At 61.6% G+C, this 11605-nt stretch carries 13 protein-coding genes; 6 read left to right on the top strand and 7 right to left on the bottom strand.

What is annotated here, in order from left to right; all coding sequences use genetic code 11:
• Positions 1–181: 181 nt before the first annotated feature.
• Both KHO31_RS24560 and KHO31_RS24565 read left to right on the top strand, forming a co-directional pair.
• Positions 182–1459 (top strand): anaerobic sulfatase maturase, encoded by a 1278-nt coding sequence (locus KHO31_RS24560; RefSeq protein WP_236061758.1) that lies wholly within the window; start codon positions 182–184, stop codon positions 1457–1459.
• A gap of 284 nt (positions 1460–1743) precedes the next feature.
• Positions 1744–2868 (top strand): porin, encoded by a 1125-nt coding sequence (locus KHO31_RS24565; RefSeq protein WP_201083492.1) that lies wholly within the window; start codon positions 1744–1746, stop codon positions 2866–2868.
• 306 nt (positions 2869–3174) lie between these two features.
• Here KHO31_RS24565 and KHO31_RS24570 read toward each other — a convergent pair whose 3' ends face one another.
• The 3 genes from KHO31_RS24570 to KHO31_RS24580 form a co-directional block, all read right to left on the bottom strand.
• Positions 3175–5181 carry a bifunctional DedA family/phosphatase PAP2 family protein gene (locus tag KHO31_RS24570; RefSeq protein WP_201083434.1) on the bottom strand — a complete coding sequence of 669 codons (2007 nt, stop codon included), beginning with the start codon at positions 5179–5181 and terminating at the stop codon, positions 3175–3177.
• A gap of 107 nt (positions 5182–5288) precedes the next feature.
• On the bottom strand, positions 5289–5984 hold the full coding sequence (locus KHO31_RS24575; protein ID WP_211624319.1) for a glycine zipper 2TM domain-containing protein: 696 nt from the start codon (positions 5982–5984) through the stop codon (positions 5289–5291).
• Positions 5985–6099: 115 nt separating this feature from the next.
• Positions 6100–6744 carry an HD domain-containing protein gene (locus KHO31_RS24580; RefSeq protein WP_211624321.1) on the bottom strand — a complete coding sequence of 215 codons (645 nt, stop codon included), beginning with the start codon at positions 6742–6744 and terminating at the stop codon, positions 6100–6102.
• A gap of 195 nt (positions 6745–6939) precedes the next feature.
• On the opposite strand from KHO31_RS24580, the gene KHO31_RS24585 reads away from it, so the two are divergent.
• On the top strand, positions 6940–7257 hold the full coding sequence (locus tag KHO31_RS24585; RefSeq protein WP_201083428.1) for a hypothetical protein: 318 nt from the start codon (positions 6940–6942) through the stop codon (positions 7255–7257).
• A 3-nt stretch (positions 7258–7260) separates the two neighbouring features.
• Here KHO31_RS24585 and KHO31_RS24590 read toward each other — a convergent pair whose 3' ends face one another.
• Positions 7261–7902: a GntR family transcriptional regulator gene (locus tag KHO31_RS24590; RefSeq protein ID WP_201086100.1), complete on the bottom strand. Its 642-nt coding sequence runs from the start codon at positions 7900–7902 to the stop codon at positions 7261–7263.
• A gap of 108 nt (positions 7903–8010) precedes the next feature.
• On the opposite strand from KHO31_RS24590, the gene KHO31_RS24595 reads away from it, so the two are divergent.
• On the top strand, positions 8011–8487 hold the full coding sequence (locus KHO31_RS24595; RefSeq protein WP_201083424.1) for an OsmC family protein: 477 nt from the start codon (positions 8011–8013) through the stop codon (positions 8485–8487).
• A 313-nt stretch (positions 8488–8800) separates the two neighbouring features.
• Here the strand turns inward: KHO31_RS24595 and KHO31_RS24600 are convergent, their stop codons facing one another.
• Together KHO31_RS24600 and KHO31_RS24605 are read right to left on the bottom strand one after the other, a co-directional pair.
• Positions 8801–9034 (bottom strand): hypothetical protein, encoded by a 234-nt coding sequence (locus KHO31_RS24600; RefSeq protein ID WP_201083422.1) that lies wholly within the window; start codon positions 9032–9034, stop codon positions 8801–8803.
• 65 nt (positions 9035–9099) lie between these two features.
• Complete coding sequence (locus KHO31_RS24605; RefSeq protein WP_201083420.1) at positions 9100–9567, bottom strand: Lrp/AsnC family transcriptional regulator; 468 nt, start codon at positions 9565–9567, stop codon at positions 9100–9102.
• 156 nt (positions 9568–9723) lie between these two features.
• On the opposite strand from KHO31_RS24605, the gene KHO31_RS24610 reads away from it, so the two are divergent.
• Together KHO31_RS24610 and KHO31_RS24615 are read left to right on the top strand one after the other, a co-directional pair.
• Complete coding sequence (locus KHO31_RS24610) at positions 9724–10353, top strand: LysE family translocator (protein WP_201083418.1); 630 nt, start codon at positions 9724–9726, stop codon at positions 10351–10353.
• Positions 10354–10557: 204 nt separating this feature from the next.
• Positions 10558–10878 (top strand): YnfA family protein, encoded by a 321-nt coding sequence (locus tag KHO31_RS24615; protein WP_201083490.1) that lies wholly within the window; start codon positions 10558–10560, stop codon positions 10876–10878.
• Between the two features lie 117 nt (positions 10879–10995).
• Here the strand turns inward: KHO31_RS24615 and KHO31_RS24620 are convergent, their stop codons facing one another.
• Positions 10996–11505 (bottom strand): DUF1993 domain-containing protein, encoded by a 510-nt coding sequence (locus KHO31_RS24620; protein WP_201083416.1) that lies wholly within the window; start codon positions 11503–11505, stop codon positions 10996–10998.
• Positions 11506–11605: the final 100 nt, after the last annotated feature.

Genomic DNA, 11605 nt, shown 5'->3' on the forward strand with positions numbered 1-11605 from the left:
GGCCGCAATGACAGGCGCGGGATCTGCTCGCCCCGTACGATGAATCATCGATGCAATACCGCCGGAACCGGCTGGTTTGCGGGCTGATTTAGCCAAATCTCAAGCGGGTTGCTTGTTCGTCCAAGGTCATCGCCATGATTTCTACTTCGCATTTCCGGGTGGCCTACGGCTGCTGTCAATCATGAATGCCGACACCGCGGTATCGCTGACTGGCATTCATCTGATGGCGAAGCCCATCGGCGCGCTCTGCAATCTGGATTGCGGCTATTGCTTTTACCTTGAGAAGCAAAACGCGTTTCCTCCGCGCGAGCGCTTTCGCATGTCCGATGAAGTCCTCGAAGCCTATGTCCAGCGATATATTGCGGCCCAGTCGGCGCCGGAGGTCGAATTCACGTGGCAGGGCGGTGAGCCGACCTTGCTGGGGCTGGAATTCTTCGAGCGCGCCGTCGCATTGCAGCGCAAGTTTGCTCGGGGCAAGCTGATTCGCAACACCTTGCAGACCAACGGCACCTTGCTCGACGACGAGTGGGCTGCGTTTCTTCGACGTGAGGGTTTCCTTGTGGGCGTCAGTCTGGACGGTCCGCGTGCCCTCAACGACGTGGCACGCCCTGACAAGCGCGGCCATTCGAGTTACGACGATACCGTGCGTGGCTTGGCCGCCTTGTCGCGTCACGGCGTGGATTTCAACGTGCTGGTCACGGTGTCCAGCGCCAATGTGCATCAGCCGCTGGAGATCTATCGTCATCTGAAGGAACTGGGGGCGAGTTTTATCCAGTTCAATCCGGTCGTCGAGCGCACAGCGCAGCCGGAGGAAAAGATTATCGGACTGCATTTTGGCGTTCCCCCGGCGCTTAGTTTGCCTGCCGTAGCGAAAGCGAAGCCGGTGGCGCGGGTGGCGCGGACGGAAACAGCCGTGACGCCGCACACGGTGAACGCGCTTGCGTACGGCACATTCCTGTCCGCAGTATTCGATGAATGGGTTCGCCACGACGTCGGTACGATTCACGTGATGAACTTCGAATGGGCACTTGCGTCGTGGTGCCAATTGCCCGCGGGCGCGTGCATTTTCAGCCCGCGTTGCGGCAAAGCTGCCATCGTCGAGCACGACGGCAGCGTCTACGCTTGCGACCATTTCATGTACCCGGAATATCGCCTCGGCAACGTCATGTCCGACGAGCTGGGCAGCATGATGTCCTCGCAGGCGCAGATCGACTTCGGCATGGCGAAGGAAACCTCGCTCCCAGGCGAATGTCTTCGCTGCGAATTCCGCTTTGCATGCCATGGCGAGTGCCCCAAAAACCGCTTTATCGAAACGGTGGATGGCGAGCCCGGCCTCAACTATCTGTGCGCCGGCTATAAGGCCTACTTCCGCCATATCACGCCTGCGATGAACATCATGGCGCGCTTGCTGGGGCAGGGGAAGCCGGCAGACGAGGTGATGGAGATCATCCGGTCCTGACGCCGAACCCGTGGTGTCTCGCCGACGATCGCGGCGGGACGTCCGGTTTGAATGACCTTCCGATACCGCTGACGAGAATGACTTCAGGCGCGTATCGGACAGCGGTGCTTTGACGATCTGTCGTGCGGCGCTGCCCGTCGAGGGCTGATGAGCGGCTTACACAAGCCGTTCGATGGCTGACTGCTGACCACGAGTCTCGCAGGTTGCCGGTTTTAGAAATTAATGCAGCACAAAAATTTCTGGTTGCCACGTGGACGCCGGATCGGGTAACCCAAGGAGACAAAATGAAAAGAGGTTTTGCAGCAGCAATCGCATTGGCAACAGTTGGTAGTACTGCGCATGCACAATCGTCGGTGACAATGTATGGAGCAGTGGACACGGGGTTGCTTTATCAGAACACGTCAGCGGCTTCGTACAGTCCGCTCGCGCCGAATACCGGCCATCTTTTCAAAATGAAGGACGGCGGTATTTATACCAGCATGCTCGGGTTTAAAGGAACGGAAGACCTGGGAGGCGGGTGGAAAACCAACTTCAAATTGCAAGGCGCGTTTGACAGTACCAGTGGCAAATTTGGCTTGAGCGGCACCGCCGGCGCGACGGCGCAATTCAATCAGGAGGCGTCGGTTGGTCTCGCTGGCCCGTACGGGTCGCTCACCATGGGCCGCCAGATTATCCCGCTGACCTACGCGATGGCCTACACCGATGTGCGCCAGGGTGGCTACTTCGGCAGCATCTTTACCGCGCTGGTCAGCATGAATTCCGCTGCCGGCTGGCCAGGGACCAGTACGAACGCACAGCTCGGGGCGGTGTTCGACGACAACGCCATCGTCTATGTCTCGCCGAATTTCGGCGGCGTGACGGCGAGCCTCGAATACGCACCGGGTGGTGTAGCGGGGCAGGCACAGGGCAGCACGCGCGAATCGGCGGTTTTGCAATACGACAACTACGGACTGAAACTCGCGGCCGCCTATTACAGCGGGCACGATACCAATCCCACTCCGACAAGCGTGGCGACCGGATTGGACAACAACCGGTTCTACTACCTCGGCGCGCTGTATGCGATCAACGGCTTTACGGTCAGCACATCGTTTAGCAACGGCCGCAATCCCGCGCATCCGAAGACCACCAATTTCGACATGATCTCCGGCGGCTTAGGCTATCGGTTCACGCCGGCTTTCGAGGTGACAAGCGGCGTTTATTACATCAAGGACGAGAATAATTCAGCGAACAAATCGACCGAATTTGTGCTCGGCGCGAACTACAGTCTGTCCAAGGCCACCACGGTGTATGCGCAGGTGGGCTACGTGGACAACCAGGGCAAGATGAATCAGTCGATTGAATATGGGCAGCCTGTCGCGCCAGGTCTCAATACGACGGCGGCGATGATCGGCATCAGAAAGCGGTTCTGACGGCAACTGCTTACGTATTCCTGGGAGGGGCGCGTCAAGGGGCTCCTCCCAGTTGCCGTCATGATTCGCTTATGCAAGCAGACGGAGCGCCGTGGTGCCTGGTTCACGGGCAGTCGGGCGGCCTGGTGGGGCACCGTTAGCCTCCCCGTGTTGCGCCGGACAACATTGCGCGGGGTTATCCACAGAAAATGTTCATATCCTTGTGGACAAGTCGTGGCCATACCCGCCAAGTGATTGAACGCAGAGCGATTTCCCGATTGAACCGGCGAACATGCGCATCCAGGCAGACAGCCGGCAAGGTGCCGGTCATTGCGCCGCAGAGGCCAGCAGCGAAACCGGCACGCCATGGCAGCTGACCTTGGCCACGAGCGCCGCGCCGAGGTCTGCGCTCGTTTTCATGTGAGCGTCGAACAACGGCGTTTCCCTGTCGACCCGCAGAATGTTGATCGGCCACGATGCCCGGGAGAGCCGCTCGTGCGCGAACGCCCCAACCCACAGCGGGGTGGCTGACGCGCCGTTTTGCACGGCATAGCCGCTCGGCCAGAAGCGCAGAACGTCGCGTTCGTCGCGGGACTCGCCGGGACGCATGAAGACGAGCGACGAAGGCACGCCATTGTTCAGCTTCGGCAACACCGGCAGCGACACCGCCGCGACGTTCGGCGAAGCGAGCGAGAGCAGGCTGTGCGCGGACAGGTCGGTGCCCTCGATCCACCCCTGGGCGCGCAGTTGCCCCTTGATCGAATCGAGGTTCGACACCCATTGCAACGTGAGCGGTTCCTTGTGATCGCCGCCCATGTCCGAGCGATAGCATGGCAGTCTCTTCCACAAAGAATCCGTCCACTGCGCCTGCGTGACCAGCATGGGCGACGGGCGCAGCATGTTGTCCGGGGGCGCTGCCGGTGGATTGACGCTCAGTTGCACCCCCACGCTCCCGAGCATCACCAGCAGAATCACGACCGGCATGAAGCCGCGTGAAGGCGGCACTTCCGGATGCCGCAACATTGCCGTCAGCGAGACGATGGCCACCCAGATGTACGCGAGCGCGGCACCGCCGATTGCGTCGGAGACCCAGTACCTGCCGAAGTAAAGTCCCGCCAGCGCGACCAGAATCACGACGACCGTACTCGCGGTCGCCACGAGCAATCCCCCCAGCATGCCGACCCGTCGCGCGAGCAGGAACGCGAGGAAGCCGTAGACGATCACCGTCGCGGCGACGTGATTGCTCGGAAACACGTAGGCGTCGGCCATGAGTTCATTGGGCGGCGCGCGGTGCATCGCGAACTGCAGGGCGAAAATCAGCAATTGGGAGAACACAACGGCGGCGAGCCAGTAGCCGATAGTGCGCCAACGCCGTTCCAACAGCATCCACGCCACCACCGTCACCACCAGCGCCGTCAACGTGAAGACGCTGCCGAGCGTCGCCAGTCCGGCGAGGACCGTGTCACTCCACGGCGTGCGCACCGATTGCAGGAAGTGATAGACGGACAGATCGACGCTCACGAGCGGATCGCCGCTGATTACGTCTTCGAGGACCCCGAAGAACAGCGCGCCCGACACCAGCACGATCAGCGACGTCACCACAATGCTGCTGGCATCCGGTTGTTCGGGGTCCAGCAGCCGCCGCGCGAGACGGCCGAGCGGTCCTGGGTGGCAGTAAGCCCAGTTTCCCAGGTAGCGGCCCGCGGCGCTCGACCACGCACTGGCATGCGAGAACAGGAAACCTGTCGCGCGAAAGCTCAGCCAGACGATACCCACTAACAACACGATGATGACGACGAGTCGGAACGACACTGCGCCGGCCAGCAGCATCGAAGCGCCGAATACCACGCCCGGCAGGATATGCGCGGGCGCCCATAGCACCGCCGAGAGTACGTTCATCGCGTAGAAGCGCAACGGCGTCATGCCCAGCATGCCCGCCACCACCGGTACGATGGCCCGCACTGGTCCGATGAAGCGGGCGAACACGACGCTCCTGGCGCCATTTTTCTGAAAGAAGCGGTGGCCCGCGTCGAGTATCTGTGGGTGTGTGCGGAACGGCCAGAGCTGGACGATCCTGTCCTTGTAGCGGTTGCCGATCCAGAAGCTGATGCCGTCCCCGGCGATGGCGCCGGCGATCGCCCACAGGAGCGCCCAGCCGAGGCCCAGTGAACCTGTGCCGACCAGCGCACCGGCGAGAAACATGGCCGTGCTGCCAGGGATGAAGGTGCCGATGACGGCGATGGATTCCAGGAACGCAGCAAGGAAGACGACCGTGAGCGTCCAGGCCGAGTGGCCGGCAAGCAGGTGCAACAGGTGGATGTAGGCGTGCTCCATCGTGCGCGTTTTGATCAGCCGTTCTGGCGTAACGGTTGATCATAACGCGCACGGCGCGGCCCCACATTTTTGCAAACCGGCATCCGGTGAGATGCCTGCGTAAAACCTCACGACGCCGTCAGCGAATCGCCGGATACGTGGACTCGCTCGCCGATCTGGACGTCCGGCTGCGTTGGGTAGCTGAAGTTGCGGTAGCTGCCGTCCTGCATGTGTACCTGGACCTGATAGGTGGTCTGCTTGCGCACGGCGTGCTCGATTCCGTTGCCGGCAAGACCTCCGCCGACAGCGCCCGCGATGGTGGTGAGAATCTTGCCACGTCCGCCGCCGATCTGATTGCCGACAAGGCCGCCCGCGACTGCGCCACCTAACGCGCCGAGCCCGGTGGTCTGCTCAGGCGTCTGCACCGTGTTGATGGCGACGACTTCGCCTGCATAAGGGGCGGCGACCGGCCGTGCCGGTGTGGATTCATACGGTGCCTGGTAGCCCTGATTGTTTGCGTACCTTGGCGCGTCCGCGGCGGGCGCGCTGTGCGTGTGATGGACGCGCGGCCGTGCCGGTGCGGCTTGCTGGACCGTTTGCTGAACCGGGGCCGCCTGGGGCACGGCGAGCGGTCCGCTCGCAACTTGCGCCGCGACCGTGGTGGCCGGCTGCGCGGACTCGGTAACGACGTGCGAGGTAGGCAGAAGGCCCGTCATCGCGGCGATGCCAGTAGCGCTCGCAAGAATGACTGCCACCGCCGCGCCGGCGACCAAGGGGTGAATGCGGCTGCGTTGCGGATTGCTGGAAGTGAGGTTCGTGTTCATTGCGGGCTTCGCGGGTAGATGCCTGCAATAACGCCGCAGCGGCGCGGGCGGTGCACGTCAGACATATGCTGCTTTGTAAGCATTTGTACAACTTGCCGACGGAGATGCGGCCCGCTCAGATTTCGTCGGTAAATTCGTCAAGGAAGCGCTGCAAGCGGTCGTGGCGAATCTTCGCCAGACGCGCGCCGGTTGCCGTCTGGAATCCGGATGCCAGTTTCAGCAACTTTGTGTGGAAGTGATCGAGCGTGTACGCCGTGTCGTCCAAAGGACGCGCCGTCGCGTGCGGGTCGGCCGGGTCGTACAAGGCGCGGCCCATCCGGCCTGCCACGTAGAAGCAACGCGCGACGCCCAGCATGCCGATCGCATCGAGCCGGTCGGCATCCTGCAGCGTTTTTGCTTCGAGCGTGATCGGCGTTACGCCGGCTGAAAAGCTATGCGCCTCGATGGCATGCGCCGCGGCCTGAACTTTCGTGTCCGGCCAGCCTAGCGACGCCAGCACGCGGGCGGCTTTTTCCGCCGACAGGCGTGAAGCCTGCGCGCGCAGCGGTGAATTCTTCTCTACCGCGACGCAGTCATGCAGCAGCGTCGACGCGAACAGCACCTGCGCGTCGCCGCCTTCTTCCGCCTGGATGGCTGCCGCGTTTTTCCAGACACGCTGCAGATGCGAGGTGTCGTGCGAGCCATCGCCGTTGTCGTCGTATGCGTGGGGCAACAAGCTTGTGGCCAGGTCATGGAATGGGGCGAAGGCGGGTTTCGTCATGGGTGTCGGGCGAGAAAAGGAGCCGCAGATTATCGCCGATCGTCGATTAATCCCTGATTTTCGACGATGAACAAACGCGACCGGCAGCCAGTCTTACTCTTTGACCGGCTTCGTTCATGAGCGTCGTTCGCTCGATATCGCTACGATGGCGTGAGTAGTTCGGTCAGGCAATTCGACGGTATGACGGAGTGCGCTATGAAGATCGTGACAAAGGGTGTTTTGACGTCGGCGCTAGTGATGGGTTTGACGAGTGCGGCATATGCCCAATCGGCAAATCTTGGCGCGACTGGAATGTACGGTTTGCAGGCAGGCGGGACCAATGGCGCGGGCGCGGGGCAGGGAGGCCTGAACCCAACGCCCGGCTTGGGTACGGTGGGCACCCCTGCGATTGGGGGAACCGGCGGTGTGGGATCAGGCCCGGCGCTCAGCAACATGCGCGCGAACGGCACCAGCCTGAATATGAGCCCGGACCCTCGAGCGCCGAACGTGACGGGAAAAGCGTTCGGACAGTAGCCGTCACTCAGCCCGAACCCGTTGCAGCACGATACGCTTCGCCGACGCGAGATGTTCCACTGTCATCGATCGCGCGAGGCGTGCGTTACCGGTTTCGCATGCTTCGAGAATCTTTAGATGCTCGTCCTGGAAGGCCGCTGTATCGGCGAGCAGCGTGCTTTGCAATCGTTCGTAGCGCTCGACCTGGGCGCGCAACTCGCGGATCGTTTTCAATTGCCGTCCGTTTGCACATGGGCGATATAGCAGTTCATGAAACTCGCGATTCAGTTCACCCTGTCTTTGCGCCGTGTCGGCGTCTCCCAGAAGCCGATGAACGAGTTCGGCGCGCGATAGCGTCTCACTGTCCATGCGTTTGACCGCGTGGAAGATGGCGTCTCCTTCGAGCAACATGCGCAGGCTGTAAATCTCGTCCACGTCGGACTCCGTCAGAGTTCGCACGACGGCTCCGCGATTGCGCATGAGCTCGACCAGTCCTTCACCTTCGAGCTTTTGTATGGCCTCTCTCATGGGCACCCGGCTCACCCCGAATCGATCGGCGAGTTCGCGCTCGATCAGCCGTGCGCCGTCTTCCAGTTCGCCGGCCGCGATCAGTTCGCGTAGTGAGACGGCAATGGCGTCGGCCGTCGAATCCAGTTTGTGTTCCATGCGTGTGGGTCCCTGTCGTTTGGAATAATGGTATACCAAAACGGCCACCCGCATATAGAATCCGTGTGTTGCGAATTTAATTCCGGGTCAACAGCAAAGGAGATCGGCATGGCGCATGGCGAGCATAAATACACGGTGTCGGTGCAATGGACGGGCAACCGCGGCAGCGGCACCTCGGGATACCGTGAGTACGGACGGGACCACATCATCACGGCGGGAAGCAAGCCCGACATTCCCGGATCATCGGACGCGGCGTTCCTCGGCGACGCGAACCGGTGGAATCCGGAAGATCTGCTGGTCGCCTCGGCGTGCGCCTGCCACAAGCTCTGGTATCTGCATCTTTGCTCGGACGCCGGCATCGTTGTCCTCAGCTATTGCGACAACGCCGAAGGCACGATGCTCGATAGTCCGGAGCAGGGCCGCTTCTCGCAGATCGTGCTACGCCCGCGCGTTGTCATTCGGGCTGGCGGCGACCTCGATTTGGCCGAGCGTTTGCATCACGTGGCGCATGAGAAGTGCTATATCGCGAACTCGGTCAACTTCCCGATTCTGTGCGAGCCAGTTATCGCGACGGATGGGGCGTGATGGATGCGAGGCCGTCACCGGCATTCGCTGGAGAGATCGCAGCGCAACGGATCAGGTAAAGCCGTGTGGTCTGTAGTGCTGAGCCAGCCGCTTGCCCGCCGCTCACCGAAACAGCCGGGAGCAGGCGGGCAGCATCAGGGTGACGGGCGGTCCGGCCTTTCGATAATTCGATTTCCGGACGCCAATACGCAACTAACGGTCAAGTCCAGCTAGCGTCTCCGAATGACGCGACGGCCGCCTCGATGGAAGCTGAAGACGGCCGCCGCTCGCGTCCTACGCAGCAGCTATGCAGTGAAGAGACCGGCTATGCCACTCAACGGTTGCCGTCAAGCAGATCGCCAAGCAGTTCGTCGAATGCGGCTTGGGCGTCTTCGAGTTCCTGCAGCGCAGCGTCGAAAGTTTGCAGCGCGAACTGCGAAGGCTGGCCGCTGCCGGCGGGCGGGAATTGCGATTGCAGCGACGCGAAAGCCGCCTGTACCCGCTGCGTTGCGGTCAATACGCGCGCCATCGCGGCTGTTTCTTCGGCTCTTGCCTTTTCGTGATCCATGAAAACTCCGTGCTCGTCTGGTCGGCTCGCGCCGTATCAAATGCGTGACTATGCCATGTCCGCGTTCAGGACAGCGGCAGGCCGCCGTTAGCCTTGACTTCACGTAGCGACAACGCCGACTCCACCGACGTCACGCCTGGCAGGCTGCGCATCTCGTCGCGCATGAACGTGCCGTAGTCGTCGAGATCCCGCGCGACCACTTGCAGGATGTAGTCGGCGCTGCCGGACACGTTGTGGCACGCCAGAATTCGCGGGATTGCCTGCACCTCACGTTCGAAACGGGTGGCCACCGCGCGGTCGTGCACGGCAAAGCGCACGTAGACGAACGCGACGACGCCGAGGCCGAGAGCGGAACGCGAAAGCATCGCGCGGTACTGGTCGATATAGCCGTCGTTTTCAAGGCGCTTGAGACGTCTCGCGCAAGGCGTCTCGCTTAGGCCAACCATGTCGGCGAGCCGTGCATTCGACATGCGGCCGTCTTTCTGCAGCGCGGCGAGGATCGCGCGATCTGTTTTATCGAGGTCGGTTGTCATGGCTTTGGGGGTGCTTACTGCGCGTTAGAGGAAAACATGACTCGGGGATTGAATGTTAGCGCATTCCTCCAAAGATAATGCACTTTCCCCTGTATTTCGCCAGCAAACCCTCCGCCGACGATAGCAAGATAGAGCCCTTAAAAACAAGAGGCATCTATGATTTCCGCACACCTTCTGGTCGTCTATATCGCTGCACTGTTTGTGGTCTATGCGGTGCCAGGACCCGACATGGCGCTGGTTCTGCAGACTAGTATCGGACGCGGCGCGCGCAGTGGCTTCGCGGCGGCCGGCGGGCTGGGGTTAGCGCGTGCAACGCACGTCACGTTGTCGGCATGCGGGGTGGCAGCGCTGCTGCGCAGTGCGCCGTGGCTGTACGACGTGGTGCGTTACGGCGGCGCGGTCTATCTCGCGTGGGTCGGTATCCAGATCTTCCGTTCACCCGTGTTCGCGTTGCCCGAAGGCGGTGCGGTGGGTGTCGAGTCCCAGCCGTTGCGGACCGCTTTCGTGAAGGGTTTGCTGACCAATCTGTTGAACCCGAAGGCGCTATTGTTCTGCTCGGTGCTATTGCCGCAGTTTGTGCGCCCTGAAGCGGGGCCGGTTGCACTGCAGATGGTCGAACTGGGTTTGGTGCTGCTCGCCATCGGCGCGTGTTTCGACGCCATGTATGCAATCGGCGCGTCGCGGATCGCCGACTGGATGCGCGCCCATCCGCTTGCGCAGACACTGCAGCGGTGGACTTTCTCAGCGGCGCTGATCGGCTTTGCGCTGCGGCTCTCGTTGGACTGATACGCGATTGCGAACCGGCGCGCTGCTGACTTGCTCAACTTATGCTCAGGGCGCGCGCAATCCTTCACGACAGGTAGCGAACAGGAATCAGATGCGACGGTTGTCGCATGTGCCATGCCCGCGCGCAAAGTGATTGTGTTAATAAAGCAGATAGACAGCCGCGCGCGGTCCCGCGGCAACACAACCACTCGCTTCTATCTGTCGATGAAAACTTTTCTGCTTTATGCCGTGACCGCCATTGCCGAAATCGTCGGGTGCTATTTGCCCTGGCGTTGGCTGAAGGAGGGGGGCTCCATCTGGCTGCTGGTGCCCGGCGCGCTTAGCCTCGCATTGTTTGCCTGGCTTCTGACGCTGCACGGCACCGCCGCAGGCCGCGTGTATGCGGCTTACGGCGGTGTGTACGTGGCGGTGGCGATCGCGTGGCTATGGTGCGTCGACAAAGTGCGCCCCACGCTGTGGGATGCGGCCGGCGCAGCATTCACGTTGGCCGGCATGGCGATCATCGCGTTCCAGCCGCGCGTTTGATGCCGCTGCGCACTGCTCATGCGCGATTCATGCCTGGTTCGCGCACGACTCAAATGCAGTCCACGTGCTGCTCATGCCGCAATCACGTGGCACTCATGCTAAAGCATGCCCGCCGTCTTACTTGATGCCGCCCAGATAGTCGAGCTTGCCGAGTTCGACGCCGTTGTGACGCAGAATGTCGTACGCCGTCGTGACGTGAAAATAGAAATTTGGCAGCACGAAACCGAGCAGATAGGACAGCCCCGTGAACTCGATTGGGCCGCTGCGCATTTTCAGCGTGATCGGACGTTCTTCCGATCCGTCGATCTGTTGCGCATTGAATTCCTTCAGATAGTCAATCGTCTTTTGAAGGCGGGCATCGAGCTCGTCGAAGGTCTGTTCGACGTCGTCGTACTTCGGCGCTTCGACTCCAGCCAGACGCGCGGCGCAGCCCTTCGCCGTATCGCTCACGATATAGACCTGGCGCAGCAGCGGCAGCATGTCCGGCGCTAGCCGGGCGTTCGTAAGCACGGAGGGGTCGATCTGCTTCTCGGCAGCGTGCGCCTCGGCCTTGCCAAGGATGACCTGCAGGTTGGTCATGCCGCGCACCAGCACGGGCAATGACGCTTGATACATCGAAATGGACATGGGGGTTCCTCTGATTCTTTGATCGTGCGCGCGGGCGGCGCGCGAGGCGCTGCAACGGCTGGATTGCCGCTTCAGCATCATAGCGCGGGTGCTGCACGAT

Source organism: Paraburkholderia domus, assembly GCF_905220705.1.
GTDB lineage: Bacteria > Pseudomonadota > Gammaproteobacteria > Burkholderiales > Burkholderiaceae > Paraburkholderia > Paraburkholderia domus.

Coding starts and splice junctions, on each gene's coding strand:
- KHO31_RS24565 (WP_201083492.1), top strand. CDS start 1,744: ATGAAAAGAGGTTTTGCAGCAGCAATCGCATTGGCAACAGTTGGTAGT.
- KHO31_RS24560 (WP_236061758.1), top strand. CDS start 182: ATGAATGCCGACACCGCGGTATCGCTGACTGGCATTCATCTGATGGCG.
- KHO31_RS24575 (WP_211624319.1), bottom strand. CDS start 5,984: ATGAACACGAACCTCACTTCCAGCAATCCGCAACGCAGCCGCATTCAC.
- KHO31_RS24570 (WP_201083434.1), bottom strand. CDS start 5,181: ATGGAGCACGCCTACATCCACCTGTTGCACCTGCTTGCCGGCCACTCG.
- KHO31_RS24615 (WP_201083490.1), top strand. CDS start 10,558: ATGAAAACTTTTCTGCTTTATGCCGTGACCGCCATTGCCGAAATCGTC.
- KHO31_RS24620 (WP_201083416.1), bottom strand. CDS start 11,505: ATGTCCATTTCGATGTATCAAGCGTCATTGCCCGTGCTGGTGCGCGGC.
- KHO31_RS24600 (WP_201083422.1), bottom strand. CDS start 9,034: ATGGATCACGAAAAGGCAAGAGCCGAAGAAACAGCCGCGATGGCGCGC.
- KHO31_RS24605 (WP_201083420.1), bottom strand. CDS start 9,567: ATGACAACCGACCTCGATAAAACAGATCGCGCGATCCTCGCCGCGCTG.
- KHO31_RS24590 (WP_201086100.1), bottom strand. CDS start 7,902: ATGGAACACAAACTGGATTCGACGGCCGACGCCATTGCCGTCTCACTA.
- KHO31_RS24585 (WP_201083428.1), top strand. CDS start 6,940: ATGAAGATCGTGACAAAGGGTGTTTTGACGTCGGCGCTAGTGATGGGT.
- KHO31_RS24595 (WP_201083424.1), top strand. CDS start 8,011: ATGGCGCATGGCGAGCATAAATACACGGTGTCGGTGCAATGGACGGGC.
- KHO31_RS24610 (WP_201083418.1), top strand. CDS start 9,724: ATGATTTCCGCACACCTTCTGGTCGTCTATATCGCTGCACTGTTTGTG.
- KHO31_RS24580 (WP_211624321.1), bottom strand. CDS start 6,744: ATGACGAAACCCGCCTTCGCCCCATTCCATGACCTGGCCACAAGCTTG.